The organism is Micromonospora sp. DT81.3 (genome assembly GCF_049847225.1).
GTDB lineage: Bacteria > Actinomycetota > Actinomycetes > Actinomycetales > Microbacteriaceae > Microbacterium.
The window spans coordinates 290886-309938 of record NZ_JBNCNY010000001.1; the positions used below are offsets into that span (position 1 = coordinate 290886).

Annotated in this window: 15 protein-coding genes and 1 tRNA gene; 6 read left to right on the forward strand and 10 right to left on the reverse strand. The window is 67.3% G+C overall.

Annotation, left to right across the window (positions count from 1 at the left end):
• Positions 1-327: 327 nt before the first annotated feature.
• Positions 328-2142 (forward strand): TIR domain-containing protein, encoded by a 1815-nt coding sequence (locus tag ACPW96_RS01385; protein WP_425881743.1) that lies wholly within the window; start codon positions 328-330, stop codon positions 2140-2142.
• Positions 2143-2431: 289 nt separating this feature from the next.
• On the opposite strand, the gene ACPW96_RS01390 is transcribed toward ACPW96_RS01385, so the two are convergent.
• A complete protein-coding gene (locus tag ACPW96_RS01390) occupies positions 2432-2932 on the reverse strand; it encodes a hypothetical protein (protein WP_425881744.1) in 501 nt (166 codons plus the stop codon).
• Between the two features lie 282 nt (positions 2933-3214).
• Here ACPW96_RS01390 and ACPW96_RS01395 point away from each other — a divergent pair, with 282 nt between their 5' ends.
• Complete coding sequence (locus tag ACPW96_RS01395) at positions 3215-5458, forward strand: alpha/beta hydrolase-fold protein (protein ID WP_425881745.1); 2244 nt, start codon at positions 3215-3217, stop codon at positions 5456-5458.
• 25 nt (positions 5459-5483) lie between these two features.
• Positions 5484-5612 (forward strand): hypothetical protein, encoded by a 129-nt coding sequence (locus tag ACPW96_RS01400; RefSeq protein ID WP_425881746.1) that lies wholly within the window; start codon positions 5484-5486, stop codon positions 5610-5612.
• Positions 5613-5740: 128 nt separating this feature from the next.
• Here ACPW96_RS01400 and ppsA read toward each other — a convergent pair whose 3' ends face one another.
• From ppsA to ACPW96_RS01430, 6 genes are all read right to left on the reverse strand, one after another.
• Entirely contained in the window at positions 5741-8134 is a 2394-nt protein-coding gene (gene ppsA, locus ACPW96_RS01405; RefSeq protein WP_425881747.1) for a phosphoenolpyruvate synthase, read from the reverse strand.
• A gap of 52 nt (positions 8135-8186) precedes the next feature.
• Positions 8187-8999, reverse strand: coding sequence for a pyruvate, water dikinase regulatory protein (locus ACPW96_RS01410; protein WP_425881748.1), 813 nt, complete (start codon positions 8997-8999; stop codon positions 8187-8189).
• Between the two features lie 138 nt (positions 9000-9137).
• Complete coding sequence (locus ACPW96_RS01415) at positions 9138-9977, reverse strand: sugar phosphate isomerase/epimerase family protein (protein WP_425881749.1); 840 nt, start codon at positions 9975-9977, stop codon at positions 9138-9140.
• A gap of 18 nt (positions 9978-9995) precedes the next feature.
• Positions 9996-10988: a transketolase family protein gene (locus ACPW96_RS01420; RefSeq protein ID WP_425822365.1), complete on the reverse strand. Its 993-nt coding sequence runs from the start codon at positions 10986-10988 to the stop codon at positions 9996-9998.
• Positions 10985-11881 (reverse strand): transketolase, encoded by an 897-nt coding sequence (locus tag ACPW96_RS01425; protein WP_425881750.1) that lies wholly within the window; start codon positions 11879-11881, stop codon positions 10985-10987. Before ACPW96_RS01425 ends, ACPW96_RS01420 begins: the two co-directional genes overlap by 4 nt.
• A 49-nt stretch (positions 11882-11930) precedes the next feature.
• A complete protein-coding gene (locus ACPW96_RS01430; protein WP_425881751.1) occupies positions 11931-12701 on the reverse strand; it encodes an SDR family NAD(P)-dependent oxidoreductase in 771 nt (256 codons plus the stop codon).
• Between the two features lie 172 nt (positions 12702-12873).
• On the opposite strand from ACPW96_RS01430, the gene ACPW96_RS01435 reads away from it, so the two are divergent.
• A complete protein-coding gene (locus ACPW96_RS01435; protein ID WP_425822361.1) occupies positions 12874-14214 on the forward strand; it encodes an MFS transporter in 1341 nt (446 codons plus the stop codon).
• A gap of 86 nt (positions 14215-14300) precedes the next feature.
• Positions 14301-14957: a GntR family transcriptional regulator gene (locus tag ACPW96_RS01440; protein WP_425822359.1), complete on the forward strand. Its 657-nt coding sequence runs from the start codon at positions 14301-14303 to the stop codon at positions 14955-14957.
• A gap of 343 nt (positions 14958-15300) precedes the next feature.
• Here ACPW96_RS01440 and ACPW96_RS01445 read toward each other — a convergent pair.
• The 3 genes from ACPW96_RS01445 to ACPW96_RS01455 form a co-directional block, all read right to left on the reverse strand.
• Positions 15301-15391, reverse strand: a tRNA-Ser gene (locus ACPW96_RS01445).
• Between the two features lie 78 nt (positions 15392-15469).
• Positions 15470-16327 carry an LLM class F420-dependent oxidoreductase gene (locus tag ACPW96_RS01450; protein WP_425881752.1) on the reverse strand — a complete coding sequence of 286 codons (858 nt, stop codon included), beginning with the start codon at positions 16325-16327 and terminating at the stop codon, positions 15470-15472.
• A gap of 85 nt (positions 16328-16412) precedes the next feature.
• Entirely contained in the window at positions 16413-17468 is a 1056-nt protein-coding gene (locus ACPW96_RS01455; protein WP_425881753.1) for a hypothetical protein, read from the reverse strand.
• Between the two features lie 132 nt (positions 17469-17600).
• Between ACPW96_RS01455 and ACPW96_RS01460 the strand changes: the two genes are divergently transcribed.
• Positions 17601-18995, forward strand: coding sequence for an MFS transporter (locus tag ACPW96_RS01460; RefSeq protein WP_425881754.1), 1395 nt, complete (start codon positions 17601-17603; stop codon positions 18993-18995).
• The last annotated feature ends 58 nt before the right edge of the window (positions 18996-19053 follow it).

The following is a 19053-nucleotide window of genomic DNA, read 5'->3' on the forward strand; positions in this document are numbered from 1 at the left end:
TGAACGGGCGCTTCCGCTCAGAACCTCGCAGCCAGAGTCTGGTCGGTGGTCCGCGTCGTACTGGTGCTCGATCGGATCTCCTTGACCTCGTTGTAGTCGCGCGCCCATCTGCGGCTGTCGAGAGCCGATGGGCCGTCCGGCCGGAACTGGTCGGCTGAACGCAAGGCGAACGCTCGCAAAACGTCCTTGCCCGAACTGGCGGTGGCAGTGCTTCTGACCTTTCGAGAGACTCTGATGAGGCGCACCGCGATGGCAGGCCTTAACGTAGCCCTCGCGGTGATCCAGGGTCAGACTGAGGATACCCAATAGCCTGTCGGGAGGACGCCGATGCTGTTCGTCTGCTATTCAAGCCTCGATGAGCGAGCCGTCCTGTCGATGGTGGGCGACCTCCGCAATACCCATTACGAGGTGTGGATAGACGAGAAGCTCCATGGTGGCCAGCCTTGGTGGCAGGAGATCCTGAAGCAGATACGGGACTGCGAGGTGTTCGTGCTCGCACTCTCCGACAATGCGGTGAAGTCGAAGCCGTGCGGCGCGGAGCTGTCCTACGCGAGGAAGCTGGGCCTGCCGGTCTTGCCGGTCCAGATCGGTCCGGTCGAGCATCCGCACACCCTTCCCGTCGCCGACCTGCAGATCGTCGACTATCGGTCACGTGAACTGACCGCCCAGCTCGAGCTGATCTCGTCGGTGAACGCGAGTGCGATGAGGCGCCAGGCGCTTCCTGCGACCTTGCCACCGGATCCGCCCGTCCCCTACGCCTTCCTCGCCGGGATCGCTACGGACCTGGGGGCGGCCGAGCTCTCGTACCAGCAGCAGGCAGAGATCATAGATCGGCTGGAGGCCGGGCTCGACGAGGAGGACAGCACAGTCCGGCCGGAGATTCTGGGCCTGCTAGACATCCTGAGTGCTCGCCGCGATCTCTACTTCAAGCATGCGGAGCGCATCGCCGCCATCCGACGGGCGGCCACGGCCCCAGGTCCCCCGTCGGAGGAACCCTCCGAACGGAAAGACGAGGCACACGCGCCGCCCGATTCGAGCGCCGGACACGAGGTCCCCGCAGGATTCCGACATCGAAGAGTGGCGTGGATCAGTGCCGGCGCAGCCGTGCTGGTGATTCTGGCGGCAGCAGCGGTGCTGTGGATTCGGCTCCCAGCGGACGGGTCCACCGAGCAGCCCACGCAGCAGCCCACCGAGCAGCCCACGCAGCCCACCGAGCAGCCCACGGCAACCGTGCCACCCCTCACGACATCCGACGGGTTGATCCCACAGTCCGACGCGATTCCGGACGCGACGTTGGCCATCGCCCGTAGGGTCGGAGAGGTTTCCGACATCTTCCTCATCGACAGCGAAAGTGGGGAGCTGGGCACACAGGTCACCCGAGGCGGCAGCCCGGTTGCGGAGGAGCATGACCCTCCCTGGCCATCCATCTCGCCGGACCGCAGATCGATCGTATACATCGTGCAGACCAGCGATGCATCGAGTTACCTCCGGGTCGTGGCCGCGGACGGAAGCGGTGATCGCGAGCTGTTCGACGAAAGGATCTGCGACCGGTACCTGCCACCCGCCTGGGATCCGGTTCGTCAGGATCGATTGGCCTTGGCGTGCCTGGTCGATGGCCACTTCGCTCTTCGACTCGTCAACCTTGACGGCAGCGTGCTGACCGAGTTTCCGATCAACAACGCCTGGGTCGACGATGTCAGCTTCTCACCGGATGGCAGTTCGATAGCGTACTTCAGCGGCACTCGCGGCGATCCGGGGGGCTCCATCTTCACAATCCGAGTCGACGGACCGTTTCAACCCGTCAATCTCACCGGGTCCACCCTCGACCGCCACCCCGTCTGGAACGAAGATGGCAGCGAGATCGCCTTCGAGCGGGGTGATCCAGCCGGTAAGCAGCGCAGGATTCACGTGATGGCCGCCGATGGATCGGACCTTCGCGCGATCGGCCCTTCCGGCTCGGACAACATCGAACCGACGTGGTCACCGGATGGCACATCGATCGCTTTTCGCTCCAACAGCGGCACGGGTGACGGCGACCTGTACCGCTACTGGGTGATGGACTCCACCGGAGAGAACATTCGCCCGTTGGCCGCCGCCGACACCGCCCCTGCAGCGGCGTACCCCGCCTGGGGCAGGCGGTGAGGCCCCCGCAAGCGGCGTGCCGCATAGCAGACGACATTGGACTGATCCGCGAACTCAACGTCTCGCGCGGTGACTCGGATGGTCTGTACCGGCACGTCTGGCAGCTTGCGGACGCCTGAGACGGTCACATTGCTACCCGGGACTACCCCGAACTCGCGGACGGTGGGGCGGGAGTCGTCGCATCACTGGAGAACCTCCTGAAGGCGTGCGCGTACCTCGGCTATTGACCGGTCATCAGGACTGGATTGACGTGCCGCCAAAGTTCCCAGTCCCAGTGGCGGGGCTGAACCTATCGGGCGGAAATGGGCACCGATGATGTCGCCCGCAGCCGCAGCGCGTGCGTGATGCCGAAGATCGAGATGGCCAGCCGATCGGCGGCGGCCACGGGCGTCTGCTTGATGGGAACGAGTTCGGGCACGGTCGCTTCGATCGCGTTGCCGTCGTGGATCACGGTCGCACCGCCCGCGGCGAGGACGTTGCGAAGCCACTGCGTCCCCTCGCCGTAGACAAGCGAGATGTACAGGTCGTTGCCGACGTGCTGCACGCCGACTGGTGTGTCGTAGACCTTGCCGCTGACCCGCCCGGGCGCGCGTACGACGGCCCAGGGCGACCCGGTGCTACCGGCATCCCGCAGTGTCCCGGGATTCAGAAGGTCGCGCTGCACTGCGCGCGCGAAGCGCAGCGCGCGGGGATTGCGAGTGCGAACTCCCACGACGAACATCGCCGCAGCGACCAGCGCCGCGCCGACGAGAAATACCAGCAGGAAGGAAAGAACGCGGACAACGGCCATTCATCCACTCTTGTCAGACCGCAGGGCGGCCGCAAGAGGACCCATCTTGGCGCGCGGGCCGCGAGCATGCGGCACGGGCTCAAGAGCGGCACCTTTTATACAACGTTGGAATTTACTCTTGACCTCCACTCGCCTGAGAGGCGACGATGGGCTGGACGGCATTTACGACGTTGTAATCCGCCAAGACGGAGCTTCGTCCGCCGCTCCGCCGGAGTTTCGTCCCTCCGGCGCGCAGCTCTCACGCATGACGCCGTGCGGGAGGTACACGAGAGGAAATCGAAGATGATGTGGACAGATCAAGGGCGGGGCGCCGAGAAGCGCTCCCGTCGTGTATTGGTGGCGATGGCCACTGCGGCCGCGCTGGGAGTGTCCACACTCCTCGCGGCGCAGCCGGCCGCAGCCGCCGAGGACCCGTGGGTCGCCGAGATCGACAACGCCGTCCCGGACGTCTACCGGTTCACTGTGCCCAACGCGGCGGTCCAGCCCGCGACCGGTATCACGGGATCGGTCGTGGCGGTCGAGGGGAACTTCGCACCCGGCAAGACCTGGACGACGCTCAACATGGGTTCTGGCGGAGGAAACTGGACGACCACGCTCGGACCCCTCGAGCCGGGCCTTTACTACTACCAGTACTCGGCTCGTCCGGCGTGGAACCAGGACGCGATCCCGTTCCGCAACCCCGCCAGTCCGCAGGAAGTGACCTCGAAGCCCACATGGAACACGCTGTTCGTCGATGGTCCGGGCGCCGAGTGGCTCGCCGACGCGGAGGGCGGCGGCATCCTCGAGACGCTCACCTACGACAGCTCCGTCACGGGGACCGCGCGATCGGCGCTGGTCTGGACGCCGCCGGGCTATGACGAGAACCGCGCCGAGCCGTACCCGGTGCTCTATCTCCTGCAGGACGAGGGCCAGAGCTATCGCGAGTGGGCTGAGCTCGGCCGACTGCAGCAGATCCTCGACAATCTGACCCTCGACGGGAACGCCGAGCCGATGGTCGTCGTGATGGGTGACGGCGCGGTCGATGACATCCGCGGCGAGGTGGTCAAGAACCTGCTTCCGGCCGCCGAGGACGCGTTCAACGTCTCCAGCGACAGCGAAGACCGCGCCGTCGCCGGTATCGGGCGTGGGGCCGAGCAGGCCCTGAGCCTCCTGGTCGACGCCACGAAAGAGTTCTCGAACGTCGGCTCGTTCTCGGGAGACCTTGAGGGTGACCTCGGCAACGGCAGTGGCAAGATCAGCAAAGGCAAGGCGAAGCAGATCAACGACGCGACCGACCTCATCCGTCTGTACGTCGGCAACGTCACCGACCCCAGCTACAACTCGACGGTGAACCTCGCCGACAAGCTCACCGCAGCCGGCGTCGAGTTCCAGTCGGACGGCGCCGACCCCGACACCGGCGGCACGTGGGACACCTGGCAGAAGAGCCTGCACGACTTCGTACAGCGCGTGTTCCAGGCTTCGGGCGAGACCGGACCGAGTGAGGGCCATCTTCCGCTCGAGCCGCACTCGCTTCCGGCTGCCGGCACCACGCCGACGCCCTGGATCGACGAGAACGGCGTGGTGACCTTCGAGACCGGCACCGAATTCGCCAACGCGAACAACGTCACGGTGTGGGGCAACTTCGGTCCTGCTGGAAGCTGGCCGCGCACGCCCATGACCAAGCAGGACGACGGGCGCTGGCGTCTGACGATGCCGGTGGAGGCGGGTTCGTACTACTACAAGTTCGTCGTCGAAGGTGTCGACCGAAAGGATCAGACCAACCCGACGACCGTGCTCTCCGAGCCCAACTGGAGCACGTTCCAGGTGCCCGGCGACGAGACGCTCCGTGGCGAGTACACGACGCCGGTCGCACCCGAGGCTCGCGGTGACGTCGAGGTCATGGACTACACGAGCAGTGCGACCGGCAACCCGACTCGCTCCGCCTACGTGTGGACGCCCCCGGACTACGACCCCGATCGCGCCGAGGCATACCCGGTCTTCTACCTCCAGCACGGCGGCGGACAGACCTGGACGGACTGGATCGAGGTCGGCTTCGCCGCCCAGATCCTTGACAACCACTACGCCAGGGGAAACATCGTTCCCATGGTGGTCGTGATGGCGAACGGCAACGGCGTGAACTTCCCCGACGAGATCACGCAGCGCATCACCGTGACCGCCGAGGCGCAGTACAACGTGAGCAGCGAAGGCGAGGACCGGGCGCTCGCCGGTCTGTCCATGGGCTCGGGTCACACCCTCAGCACGCTGTGGGCGCACCCGGGCGAGTTCGCCTACATCGGCGCGATGTCCGCGTTCGGCAGCGTTCCCGCAAACGCGGACGTGGCGGCGATCAACGACGGGACCAAGCTGCTGCGGGTCTATTCGGGTGACGTCCAGGACTTCACCTATGGAGCGACGCTGAGCCTGATCAGCAGCATGACGAACCGGGGTGTCGAGCACGAGTTCGCTCCGATCATCCCCGGCCCGCACAGCTGGGACGTGTGGCAGAAGGCACTGATCGACCTGCTGCCGCGCCTGTTCCAGGGCTGACGCCTCGGCCGGCATTCCGGTCGAGATGACGACCCGTGAGGGTGAGAGCGGTGTTCTCCCCCTCACGGGTCACCGGCTCTGGACGACCGGCGAACCGCCGGGGGTCGCGGTGACCAACTCGCGCACGGCGCAGCAGGCGGATCGCGGCGGCTGAGCTGACCGCGGGGCCCGCCGAGGGGCTCCGACACCACGGCAAGCCTCCTGCTCCGGATCGGCGAGGTGATCGAGACCCCGCAGCGACTCGGCATACACGTCAAAGAGGCAAGGCTCTGGAGGCCGGAGCTAGACCCGTGCCAGCTGCGGCTCTGCCTTCGCCAGCCGCAGCCAGGTCTCCACGACCGTGTCGGGGTTGAGCGACATCGACTCGATGCCCTGGGCGACGAGCCATTCGGCGAGGTCGGGGTGATCGCTGGGACCCTGGCCGCAGATGCCGACGTACTTGCCGGCGCGGCGGCAGCCCTCGATCGCCATCGACAGCATCTTGAGCACGGCGGGATCGCGCTCGTCGAACGTCGCGGCGACGAGCCCGGAGTCGCGGTCCAGGCCCAGCGTGAGCTGGGTCATGTCGTTCGAGCCGATCGAGAAGCCGTCGAAGTACTCCAGGAACTCATCGGCGAGCACCGCGTTGGATGGCAGCTCGCACATCATGATGACGCGCAGCCCGTTCTCGCCCCGGCGGAGGCCGTTCTCCGCGAGCAGCTCGATCACCGCACGGGCCTCTGCGACAGTGCGGACGAACGGGACCATGATCTCGACGTTGGTGAGGCCCATCTCGTCGCGGACGAAGCGAAGTGCCTCGCACTCCATGTCGAAGCACGCACGGAAATCCGGTGAGATGTATCGGGATGCCCCGCGGTAGCCGAGCATCGGGTTCTCCTCGTGCGGCTCGTACAGCTCGCCGCCGATCAGGTTCGCGTACTCGTTCGACTTGAAATCCGACAGGCGCACGATCACCGGTTCTGGGGCGAATGCGGCCCCGATCATCGAGATGCCCTCTGCCACGCGCCGCACGAAATAGTCGCGCGGCGACGGGTAGGCGGCGATCCGCCGGGCGATCTCGTCGTGCAGCTCGGCGGGAAGGCTGTCGTGCTCGAGCAGGGCGCGGGGGTGGATGCCGATCTGGCGGTTGATCACGAACTCGAGGCGGGCCAGGCCCACGCCCTTGTTGGGGAGCTTCGAGAACGCGAACGCCTGGTCGGGGGTCCCGACGTTCAGCATGATCTTCGTCGGGCTCTCGGGCATCTGGTCCAGGCGGGTGATGACCTCCTCGAAGGGGAGGATGCCTTCGTAGACGAATCCGTTGTCGCCCTCGGCGCAGGAGACGGTGACCTCCCGGCCGTCCTGGAGTACGTGCGTCGCATCCCCCGTGCCGACGACGGCCGGGATGCCGAGTTCCCGCGCGATGATCGCCGCGTGGCAGGTGCGCCCGCCTCGGTTCGTGACGATCGCGGAGGCGAGTTTCATGATCGGCTCCCAGTCCGGGTCGGTCATGTCGGCGACCAGCACGTCGCCCGCCCGGAAGGTGTCCATCTGCGCCAGGGAGGTCATCACCCGCACCGGTCCGGCGCCGATCTTCTGCCCGATCGCCCGTCCTATGGTGATCACCGTGCCGGACTCCTCGAGCACGAAGCGTCGCGTCAGGTTGCCGTCGACGCGGGAGACCACGGTCTCCGGCCGTGCCTGCAGGATGTACAGCTTGCCGTCGATGCCGTCCTTGCCCCACTCGATGTCCATGGGCCGCCCGTAGTGGTCCTCGATCACCAGCGCCTGCCGGCCCAGCTCCTCCACCTCCGCATCGGTGATGCTGAATTGCGCGCGATCCGCCACCGGCACGTCGGTGAAGACGGTGCTTCCCCCGGCGTGCGTGCCGTCGGCGTAGACCATCTGGATCGCCTTCTCCCCCACCGACCGCTTCAGGATCGCCGGCCGCCCCTCTCGGAGGGCGGGCTTGTACGCGTAGAACTCGTCGGGGTTCACGGCGCCCTGCACGACGGCCTCACCGAGCCCGTACGAGCTGGTGATGAACACCGCGCGGTCGAAGCCGGACTCCGTGTCGACGGTGAACAGCACACCGGAGGCCCCGACATCCGAGCGCACCATCCGCTGGATGCCGGCGGAGAGGGCCACGTCGTGGTGATCGAAGCCGTGGTGCACGCGGTACGCGATGGCCCGGTCGTTGTAGAGCGACGCGAACACGCTCCGAATGGCGGCGAGGACGTTGTCGATGCCGCTGATGTTCAGGAACGTCTCCTGCTGACCTGCGAACGACGCATCAGGAAGGTCCTCCGCCGTGGCGCTGGAGCGCACCGCCCACGAGACCGACTCCGGCTCGGGATCGCCGGCGACCAGAGCGGCGTACGCCGCACGGATGTCGGCGTCGAACTGCGCCGGCAGCGACTGCTGCTCGATCCACTCGCGGACGTTCGCGCCGACCCGCGAGAGCTCTGCCACGTCGGAGACGTCCAGCGCCTCGACGGTCGAGCGGATGCGCTCGTACAGGCCGTCGGCGGCGAGGAACTCGCGGTACGCGTCGGCCGTGGTGGCGAACCCGCCCGGCACACTGACTCCCGCGCCGGACAGGTTGCTCACCATCTCACCGAGCGAGGCGTTCTTCCCGCCGACCTGACCGACGTCGTGCATTCCGATCTCGGTGAACCAGAGGATGTTGTTCGTCATTTCGTGTCCCGATCTGTGTGGGTAGGGCGCGAGGCGATGGATGCGGTGGAAGTCAGGAGCGCAGTCGCATGGACTGCATGATCACGGCGGACATCTCCTCGACCGATTTGGTGGAGGAGTTGAGGAAAGGAACGCGGTTGCGGCGGTAGAGGTCCTCGGCGCGGCGCAGCTCGAGCGTGCACTGGGCAAGGCTCGAGTAGGTGGAGCTCGGCCGCCGCTCGTGCCGCACCTGGCTCAGCCGGAGCGGGGTGGTGGTGAGCCCGAAGCACTTCTGCACGTACCGGGACACCGTGGACGGAAGCCCGTCGGAGGGGAAGTCGTCGTCGGTGAGCGGATAGTTGGCGACCAGCAGTCCGTACTGCAGGGCGAGGTACATCGTTGTGGGGGTCTTGCCGCACCGGGACGGGGCGATGATGATGACATCGGCGATGTCCAGTGCGCGCCCGCTTTGACCGTCGTCGTGCTCGATCGCGTACTCGACCGCGCGCATCCGTGCGAAGTACCGCTCGATGTCCCCGACACCGTGGAACTGTCCGAGCTGCTCCGACGCCGTCGTTCCCAGCGCCTCTTCCAGTTCGGTGAGGTGCCCGCCCAGCAGGTCGATGACGACGGCGCCCGATGCGCCCAGGGCGCTGAGGATCTCCGCCGACTTGACGGTCGCGAAGATCAGCGGCCGTGCTCCGCCGTCCGCGGCGCGCTCGATGTCGGCGACCAGGTTCCGCGCTCCTGCGGCGCTGTCCACGAAGGGGATCGTGTGCCGCTGGAACGCGACACCCGGAAAGTTGGCGAGCAGCGCGCTGCCCAGAGTCTCGGCAGTGATGCCGGTGCTGTCCGAGACGAAGTACGCCCCTCGTCCCGCAGGCACGCCCCGATCGCCTCGCTCGGCGTGGACTGCAGCGTCGATGACGACTCCTTCGGGGTGGGCTTGGCTCTCACGCTACGGAAGGTTCAGCGCTTCCTGCGGCCGAATTGGCTATCAAGAAACGACGTTCTTTCGTCAACGCTAAGATCGGGTACGGGAGGCTGCAGTGCGGGCAGCATCGAGGTACTCGACGGCCGCCAGCACCTCCTGTTTCTTGCTCGCGTAGGGGCTGTTCCGGGTCTCCAGCTCCAAGACGGTGTCGCCGGCATAGTCCGTCGATCGCATGGCATCGAACACCGCCGGGAAATCGACGCGCCCCTGACCGATGACCCTGCGGATGTCGCCGCTGACCGCGTCGCGCAGGTGCACGATCGCCACGCGCGCGGCGAGGAGCTGCCACGCGTGCGCGACGGATTCGTCGGCGGCCTCGATGTGCGACACGTCGAAGGCCAATTGGATGCTCGGATCCAGGGCATCCATCAGCTCGGCCGCGCGAGCGAGGCGATCGATGGGTCGTCCGAAGTACGGCGCTTCAACCGCCAGTCGCACGCCGTTGCGTGCCGCCCTTGCGCCCGCCTCGTTGAGGGCGTCGGCCATCCGGGCGATCTGCGGGTCGGTCGTGCGCTGCTCCGACTTCTCACCCGCCGGGAGCACGAGGATCGGCGCCCCCGCTTCGACGGCGAAGTCGATGAGCCGCTCCACACGCCGCATCACGTCGACGGGGTCATCGAAGCCGTCGAACGAACCGGGGTCGGCGTTGACGCTTGCCGCGCGAAGACCGGATGCCGCGAAGGTGCGCGCCGCCGCGCTCATTTCGCTCGTGGTGCCGTTCACCGGCACGTGCTCACACAGCCCGCGGAGGCCGACGAGGTCGACGCTGTCGAATCCGAGCGACCGCGCGACATCCAGTGCCCGCACGAGATCGTACTGCCGCAGGCACACCGTCGAGACGGAGTACCGGGACCGGGTCTGGTCGTTCACAGCGACCCCGCCTGCCGCTCAGCCGAGCTCGCGGAGGACGGAACCCACGATGGATTCGACCGCGAGGCCGTACCGTTCATGCAGCGTGGGGAGCGCGCCGGCGTCGAGGAACCGGTCCGGCAGCGCGATCGGAATGACGCGTCGCCCGAGCCCTCGGCGCACGATGGCCGAGGCGACCGTCTCGAAGAGGCCCCCGATCACCGTGTGGTTCTCGAGCGTCACCGCGAGGCGGGGCGTGTCGATCTCGCGCAGGACGGTGTCCTCGTCGAACGGCTTGAGCGTCGGGGTGTGCACCACCGCGACATCCACCTTGTGCGCGGCAAGCGCCTCCGCCGCCTGCAGCGCGCGCATCGTCATCAGCCCGCTGGAGACGAACACGACGTCCGCTCCGGGGCGGATCACCTTCGCCTTGCCCAGCTCGAAGGAGTAGTCGTACTCGTCGAGGACCGTCGGCACATGGCCGCGCAGCAGACGCAGGTACGTGGGGCCGGGGTCAGCGGCAAGCTGCGGCACCGCCTGCTCGAGGTCGACCGAGTCGCAGGGGTCGACGATTGTGAGGCCGGGGATGCCGCGGAAGATGGCCACGTCCTCCGTCGCCTGGTGGCTCGGGCCATAACCGGTGGTGAGCCCCGGAAGACCGCCCACGATGTTGACGTTGAGGCGCGGCTCGGCGATGTCGAGGCAGATGAAGTCGTACGCCCGACGGGCGGCGAAGACCGAGTAGGTCGATGCGAACGGCACAAGGCCGACCTCCGCCATGCCTGCGGCGGCGCCGAACAGCAGCTGTTCCGCCATCCCCATCTGGAAGAACCGGTCGGGGTGGGCGTCGCGGAAGATGTGCATGTCGGTGTACTTCGCGAGGTCCGCCGAAAGGCCGACCACCCGCGGATCGGTCTCGGCGAGGGCGGCGAGCGCGTGACCGAAAGGCGCGGATGCCGTCTTCTGGCCGGGGTCGGCGAAGGAGGCGATCATCGCCGAGGTCTTGAGCTTCGGCTTGGTGGTGCTGCTCATGATGCTGCTCCTTCCGCCGCGGCCGCGGCATCCGTTTCGTATCCCGCGATCAGCTGCTCGCGGCAGATCGCCCATTCGTCTTCGTCGATGCGCATGAAGTGCGACTTCTCCCGGGTCTCGAGGAGCGAGACGCCGCGGCCGACCTTCGTGTCGCACACGAGGACGTGGGGGGCGCCGTCCGGGTCGCTGTCGCCGATGATGTCGAAGGCCCGGAGAAGCGCTTCGGGGTCGTTGCCGTCGACGCGCTGGGTGTGCCAGCCGAACGCCGTCCATTTCTCCTCGGCCGGTTCGATGCGCAGGACTCCGGCGGTGGGGCCGTCGGCCTGAAGCGCGTTCATGTCCACGAGCGCCACCAGGTTGCCGAGCCGGTGGGATGCCGCGCCCATGGCCGCCTCCCACGTCGAGCCCTCGTTCAGCTCTCCGTCGGAGAGGAAGTTGATGACCCGCGACGAGCTGCCCAGGTGGCGGAGGCCGAGAGCCATCCCGACCGCGACGGTGAGTCCATGACCGAGGGATCCCCCGGAGATCTCCATGCCTGGTGTGTAGCTGGCCATTCCCGACATGGGAAGGCGCGAATCGTCCGACCCGTAGGTGTCGAGCTCTTCGAGCGGGATGATGCCGGCCTCGGCGAGCGCCGCGTAGAGCCCGATCGCGTAGTGGCCGGTGGAGAGCAGGAAGCGGTCGCGGTCTTCCCAGTGCGGGTCGTCCGGGCGGAACCGGAGCTGGTCGGCGTAGACGGCGGCGAGCATGTCGGCCGCGCCGAGGGCCTGGCCGACATAGCCCTGGCCCTGCACCTCCCCCATCGCGAGGGCGTTGAGGCGGATGCGCTGCGCGGCTTCGCGCACACGGCTGACCCGCGTGCCGAGCTCGACGGTGGTCGTGGCTGTAGTCATGGATGAAACTCCTTCGTTCGATACCAGGTGTGGGCGGCGGGGGCCGGGATCAGTGCAGGTGGCTGCCGCCGTTGATGTCGATCGTCGTTCCCTGCAGGTAGCCGGCCTCGTCGCTGGAGAGGAAGACGAAGACCGCGGCGACGTCGTCGGGAGTCGCCTGGCGTCCGAGGGGGATGTCGCGGACGATCGCGGCCTCCTGCTCGGGCGTGGATCCGACGCGGATGTTGGTGTCGACGGCACCAGGGGTGACCGCGTTCACGGTGACGCCGCTCGATCCCAGTTCGCGAGCCAGAGCCTTGGTGAAGCCGAGGATGGCGGCCTTCGCGGCGGAATAGGGCACCTTGCCGAAGACTCCGCCACCGCGCTGGGCGGACACGGATGACATGTTGATGATGCGTCCGAAGCCGCGCTCGATCATGTCGGGGAGGAACGCCTTGGTGACGAGATAGGTGCCGGTGGCGTTGACTGCCAGAACCTTGTTCCACAGGTCGAGCGTCGTCTCGAGGAACGGTACGGGTGAGGTGATGCCGGCGATGTTCGCCAGGGCGCCCACGGGTGGGAGCGTGCCATCGGCCACTCGCGCCGATATCTCCTGCTGGGCAGCAGACACCGATGCCTCGTTCGCGACATCGACAGCTCCGCCGTAAACCGGCACTCCGTGCTCGGAGGCGATGTCGGCGGCGACGCGGGCGGCGAGCTCACCGTCGAGGTCGAGGATGGCGACGGCCCAGCCGGCCTTCGCGTAAGCCCGGGCGGTGGCTTGGCCGATGCCTCGTTCGGCTGCTGCGCCGGTGAGGACGGCGGTGCGTGTGGATGTCATCAGTCTCCTGCTTTCAGCCGCTCCGTTGCGGCGGCACACTCGATGGTACGACGAAATTGCCGACAGTTCAATAGTTGACTGTTTGATTGTTGACAATGGCGGTCTGTTCTCACATACTGGGTCCACCGCTCGCGCCGCGAGTCGGACACAATGACGTGAGAAAGGCAAAGAGATGAGCGAAGCAGCCATCACGATGCGTGGTGTCGTCAACGGCACACCAGAACGCAAGCGCGTAGCGGTCGGCTCGGGCGTAGGGGCGGTCATCGAGACCTACGACTTCATCGGGTTCGGCACGGCCGCGGCCCTGTATTTCGGCACGGCGTTCTTCCCCGGCTCCGACCCGGTGACCGGCACGCTGCTGTCATTCGCGACGCTCGGCGTCGGGTTCGCGGCCCGCCCCATCGGCGGCATCATCGGCGGACACCTCGGGGACCGCGTGGGCCGCAAGCCCGTCTTGGTCGCCTCGCTGATCCTGATGGGCCTCGCAACCTTCGCGATCGGGCTTCTCCCCACCTACGCGATGGTCGGGATCGTCGCACCGATCCTCCTGGTCATCGTCCGCATCATCCAGGGCCTCGCCTTCGGAGCCGAGTGGGGTGGTGCGATCCTCATGACCTACGAGCACGCCCCGTGGCGCTTCAAGGGCGGCTTCACCGGGATCGTGCAGGCCGGCTTCCCCGTCGGACTGCTGCTCGCCAACCTGGTCTTCCTCGTCAGCGTGCACCTCCCCGGCGACTGGGCGTGGCGCGTGCCCTTCCTGGCCAGCATCCTGCTCGTCATCGTCGGACTCATCATCCGCGCCAAGGTCCCCGAATCCCCCGTCTTCGAGGACGTGAAGGCGGAAGGCAAAATTCTCAAGGCACCGCTCGTCGAGGTCATCAAGAACGACTGGGGCAACATCCTGCGCGGCATCGGACTGCGTGTCGCGGAGACCGCAGGCTACGCGATCTCGATCACTTACCTGATCTCGTACCTCAACACGAACAAGATCACCGAGAGCTGGCAGACGCTCACTGCCCTCTGCATCGCCGCGGGAATCGGCATCATCGCCACCTGGAGCTGGGCCCGGCTCACGGACAAGATCGGGCGACGGCCCCTTTACCTCATCGTCACCGCCATGGGCGTGTTCTGGGGATTCCTGATGTTCATAGGAGTCAACACGGCGGTCTACCCCATGGTCATCGTGGTCATCGTGCTCTCCTACGCCGTCTTCCAGAACGCCCTCGCCGGCGCGCAGGGGGCATGGTTCCCGGAACTCTTCAACGCCAACACGCGCACCTCTGGCGCATCCCTGGCCTATCAGATTTCCGCAATGGTCTCCGGCTTCACGCCGTTCATCACGACGCTGCTGTACGGCGCGTACGGCTGGGTGGGCCCCGCCGCGCTGTTCGCCCTGTACTCGCTCATCGGCTTCATCTCCGCGATGGTAACCCCGGAGACGTGGACGAAGGCCCAGCGGGAATACGCCAAGAAGGCGTCTCTCGAAGCGCGCCAACTCGAGCCCGTGAACTGACCGCAAGGCGGTCACGAGGGCGGTGCCCCACGCTCGATGCACCGCCCTCGTAGACTCGACACAGACTCGGCCGAGGGAGGTGAATCATGTCCGACGGTTCTGCGATCCTCGGCCTGCAACGGAACACGCTGCGGATGCAGGCCATCGAGGCCCTCCGCCGGGCGATTACGACGGGTGAACTGCCCCCCGGCTCGCACGTGTCAGAAATCGAGATGTCCCAGCGTCTCGGGATCAGCCGCGGCACCCTGCGCGAGGCGATGCGCACCCTGCAGATCGAGGGCCTGCTCACCGAAGGATCTCGCGGCCGGCTCCTCGTCCGGCTCATGGACGACGACGAACTGCGCGATCTGTTCAGGGTACGAGCCGCGCTCGAGGCCTTGGCCGCTCGGACCCTCTCCGAGAGCGTGGAGCGCGACCACGCCGTCCAACTCCTTACCGCCTCCGCGAATCGCATGCGCGCTGCGGAGAGCGAGTCGCTCGACGCCCGGATGCGCGCCGACTTGGATTTTCACCGCACCATGTGCCTGCTCACCGGCAATGAGACGCTGCTGCGGGCGTGGTCGGCCCTCGAGGGATCCATCCTCATGTCGATCACCCGCTCCGGGATCGATCGCGCCGTCCGAAACATGGACGTGCCTCGGCACCTCGAGATTGTCGACGCCATCGCCACCGGCGATCCGGATCACGCCGCGGCGACCGTAGAAGAGCACATGGCGCTCGCCACGGAGACGCTCGTCTCCTGACCACCGGCGCCGTAGCGCGGGCGTCACGTTCGATTTCCGAGACTGACCACAGGAGTGGTTGGCGACCGTGGGGAAGCCGTTCACACCACGGCGGCTCAGTGCGATCCCCTGCGTCAGTCGTCTCAACGAGGACACTTTGCAGAGGATTTTGAAGCGCTACACCTGCGGGTTGTGGCCTCGGGCCTCTGATATGCCGGGACCCGCGGCCCGAGATCGGTTCGACGCTCGTCGATGCGAAAGTCGCCGCAGAGCACTCGTTGGGCCGGTTCGGCCGCGGTTCTTTCTCGATTCTTGCTTACGCCGCCCGAGAGACCGAAAAACCCCCGGCGAAAGGGGGTTTTCATGGCGGTGACGGTGGGATTTGAACCCACGGTAGGGGGTTACCCTACACAACTTTTCGAGAGTTGCACCTTCGGCCGCTCGGACACGTCACCGCCGAAGAGTTTACGTCACACCGACCCGCGCCGCGAATCGACCGCCGACACAACCCGCCCCGGCGGCCGCGGCATCCGTCACGCCAGCTCGTCCATCGCTCCCGCGAGCAGCTCGACCACGCGCTCCGGCTCGGGGTACCCGACCGCGTACACATAGGTCGCGGTGAAGCCGAGAGCGCTCAGGTCCCTCATCGTCGAGGCGACGGTGGCCGGAGTCGACTCCGGGTCGACGGGAATCATCGCCGTCTTCTCGATGTCGTCGTAGTTCCTGCCGACGGCGTCGCAGTGCGCGCGCAGCACGTCGAGCTTGCGCGCGGTCTCCGGACTGAGACCCAGGTTGCAGGCATCCGCGTACTGCGCCACCAGGCGCAGCGTCTTCTTCTCGCCCCCGCCGCCGATCATGAGATACGGATGCGGCCGCGCGACGCTCTGCGGGGAGTTCAGCGTCCGCTCGAGCTGCCAGATCGCGCCCTCGTAGGGCTCCTCCGAGTCCGACCACAGCTGCAGGCAGATCTGGATCGTCTCCTCCAGCTGCCGGAAGCGCTCTGCCACCGGCGGGAACTCGAAGCCGAGCCCCCTGGACTCCTGCTCGTTCCACGCGGCGCCGATCCCCAGTCCGACGCGTCCGCCCGACAGCACGTCGAGCGTCGTCACCTGCTTCGCCAGCAGCGCGGGTTCTCGGTAGATGACCCCCGTGACGAGCGTATGCAGCAGCGCCTTCTCCGTGTGCGCGACGAGAAACCCCAGCGTCGCGTACGCCTCGAGCATCTCGTGCTCCACCGGTCCGATGCCCGGCAGCTGCCAGAAGTGGTCCATCACCGTGATGCGCTGGATGCCGGCGGCCTCGGCGTTGCGCACGTGCGCGGCGAGCGCCGGTCCGAGTTGCCGCTGCCCGCTGCTCCACGTGTAGTCCGCGATGTGAAGTCCGAATTCCATGCCGAGCGTTCCATCCTGTCGACGCCGGATGCCGTATCCGGTCCTCGTTCAGGCTAGGGCCGCTTGACCGGACCAGAGCCAGGGCTCACCAGGCGGCGGCGACCTCCGCGTGCGTCCGCAGCAGTCCCTCGGTGGCATCCGCCGGCGCACGCCCGCAGCCGCACTCCGTCGCGACCCCGAACCGCTCGACGTGACGCTGTGCCGCCTCGATCCGACGGCGAGCGCCCTCCGCGCCGTCCTCCCGGTGCACGAGCCCGAGGTACAGCTCGGTCTCGGCCGGGAGCTCCAGCCGCTCCAGCGCTTCGAAGTACGCGTCGTCGTCGCGGTCGATCGGCACCGGCAGGTGCAGCCACTCGATCGGGCGAGGGGATGCCGCGAACAGCGTGTTCGCGAAGCGGACGAGGTTGGCGGTGTCGGCCGGCTCGACGAAGTGCTTCTCCCCCGCGTCGCCGTAACAGAGATGAAAGCCGACCTCCACATCAATCGGCACCCGCCCGGCCTGCTCGACGGCGCGGGCGGTGAGCCCGGCCCAGGTCTCGCCCCACCACGATTCGAGGGCACCCTTGCCTCGTGCCGCGTACGTGGCCTGCTCGATGATCTGGAACTCCACGGCGTTGTCCCACTGGATCGCCAGGTCCCCGTGCGGAATCGCGTCGAGGATCGTGTCGAGCTCTCCGAAGAGCGCGTCGCGGTAGACCGGCTCGATGGCGGCCCGCTGGTCCTCCGGAAAGAACGCGCCGACGACGGCGACCGGCGTCGGCAGCGACACCTGGAACCGCACGCCCTCGGGCACGACGCCCTCCTCGCGCAGCCGCGTGAACACCGCGTACGACTCGATCGCGGCCGCGGCATAGCCGAGGGCGGGGAAGCGGATGGAGGCCGGGTCTACCCCGTCCGCGACGCGCAGCGGGCGCGCATCCAGGCCCTTCACCAGGATCGGCGCGTCGCCGATCCGTTCGATTCCCCCAGCCCGAGCGAGCACGTCCGGCTGGAACAGGATCCAGTGGAACCGGGGCCCCACCTCGCCGTCGGGGATCCGCTTCACCCGGCCGCCGAGCACCTGGGCGGCTGTGCGGATCGTGGTCTCGGCATCCGGATAGTTGACGCTTCCTACGAGGAGTGCGCCCTGGGGCTGTGCCATGGTGTCTCGCTTTCGCGTGAGGTGGAACCGCCCCAACCTGCCACTGCGGGGAGCGTGCGCGCAAGAGGAGCGAAACGGAGCGCAACTCGGCAGACGAGCCGGGGTGAGACCGCAGCGGCTTAGGTTGAGGGTGTGGCAGAAACCATGACCCGCGAACAGCGCCTGGTTCTGACGATCGCCGTTCTCGCATCGTTCGTGGTGTTCCTCGACGGCACCGTCGTGAACGTGGCCCTTCCCGCGATCGGCCGCGAGCTCGGTGGGGGTCTCACGACCCAGCAGTGGGTGGTGGATGCCTACCTCATCACGCTCAGTGCGCTCATCCTCGTCGCGGGCTCGGTCAGCGACGCGTACGGCCGAAAGCTCGTGCTGCGCATCGGGCTCATCGGATTCGGCATCGCGTCGATCGCGATCGCTGCGGCGCCGAATCCCGAGGTGCTGATCGTCGCGCGGGCGGTGCAGGGCGCCGCAGGCGCCTTCCTCGTGCCGAGCTCGCTCGCCCTCATCACCTCCACCTTCTCGGGAGCCGCACAGGGCCGCGCCATCGGCATCTGGACCGCCTTGACGACCTCGGCCATGATCGCCGGCCCGCTGGTGGGCGGGATGTTCGTCGACCTGCTCTCGTGGCGCTTCGCCTTCCTCATCAACGTCGTCCCGATCGCGATCACCCTCTGGCTTCTTCCGCGCATCGAGCATCGCGACATCCGCCGCCCCGACGCTTCCATCGACTGGCTGGGCGCGGCCATGTGCACGTTCGGCCTCGGGGCCGCCGTCTACGCCCTCATCGAGCAGCCGAACCAGGGATGGGCCACACCGGCCACCTTGATCCCGCTGCTCGCCGGCATCTCGCTGTTCGCCGGCTTCGTACTGCGCCAGCGCACCGTGAAGAACCCCATCCTGCCACTGGGCCTCTTCCGGGTGCGCAACTTCTCGGCGGGCAACGCTGCGACCCTCTTCATCTATGGAGCACTCGCCTTGAACGGCTTCGTCGTGGGCGTCTACCTCCAGCAGGGTGCCGGGCTGGCGGCCACGGCGGCCGGGCTCGCGAGCCTCCCGACGACGATCCTCCTGATCCTTCTCAGCTCACGGGTCGGGACCCTCGCGGGCAAGTGGGGGCCGCGGCTCTTCATGACGATCGGCCCGCTGACGATGGCGGTCGGGGCCCTTCTTCTGCTCATGGTCTCCGAGGACTTCTCCTACTGGCAGCAGGTGCTGCCCAGCATGATCCTCATGGGACTCGGGCTCGCGATCACCGTGTCGCCGTTGACGTCTGCGGTGCTGGGGGCGATCGACCCCGAGCGCTCGGGCATCGCATCGGCGGTGAACAACGCCGTGTCACGGGTCGCCGGACTGCTGACGATCGCGATGCTGGCGACCATCGTCGGCGGCGCCCTCGACCTCGAGGGGTTCCACCGAGCGGCCATCGTCACCGCGATCTTCATGGCGACGGGCGGCATAGTGTCGTTCCTCGGCATCCGAAACCGGACTCCCGTGGGCGCCGCGACGGTCGCACCCGCGGCATCCGAATAGCCCCGCCGAACGGGTCTCGGACCCTGCCGAAGGGGTGCGTCACCCTGCCAGACTGGCC

Coding starts and splice junctions, on each gene's coding strand:
- ACPW96_RS01390 (WP_425881744.1), bottom strand. CDS start 2,932: ATGGCCGTTGTCCGCGTTCTTTCCTTCCTGCTGGTATTTCTCGTCGGC.
- ACPW96_RS01420 (WP_425822365.1), bottom strand. CDS start 10,988: ATGAGCAGCACCACCAAGCCGAAGCTCAAGACCTCGGCGATGATCGCC.
- ACPW96_RS01425 (WP_425881750.1), bottom strand. CDS start 11,881: ATGACTACAGCCACGACCACCGTCGAGCTCGGCACGCGGGTCAGCCGT.
- ACPW96_RS01430 (WP_425881751.1), bottom strand. CDS start 12,701: ATGACATCCACACGCACCGCCGTCCTCACCGGCGCAGCAGCCGAACGA.
- ACPW96_RS01395 (WP_425881745.1), top strand. CDS start 3,215: ATGATGTGGACAGATCAAGGGCGGGGCGCCGAGAAGCGCTCCCGTCGT.
- ACPW96_RS01385 (WP_425881743.1), top strand. CDS start 328: ATGCTGTTCGTCTGCTATTCAAGCCTCGATGAGCGAGCCGTCCTGTCG.
- ACPW96_RS01440 (WP_425822359.1), top strand. CDS start 14,301: ATGTCCGACGGTTCTGCGATCCTCGGCCTGCAACGGAACACGCTGCGG.
- ppsA (WP_425881747.1), bottom strand. CDS start 8,134: ATGACGAACAACATCCTCTGGTTCACCGAGATCGGAATGCACGACGTC.
- ACPW96_RS01400 (WP_425881746.1), top strand. CDS start 5,484: ATGACGACCCGTGAGGGTGAGAGCGGTGTTCTCCCCCTCACGGGTCAC.
- ACPW96_RS01435 (WP_425822361.1), top strand. CDS start 12,874: ATGAGCGAAGCAGCCATCACGATGCGTGGTGTCGTCAACGGCACACCA.
- ACPW96_RS01455 (WP_425881753.1), bottom strand. CDS start 17,468: ATGGCACAGCCCCAGGGCGCACTCCTCGTAGGAAGCGTCAACTATCCG.
- ACPW96_RS01450 (WP_425881752.1), bottom strand. CDS start 16,327: ATGGAATTCGGACTTCACATCGCGGACTACACGTGGAGCAGCGGGCAG.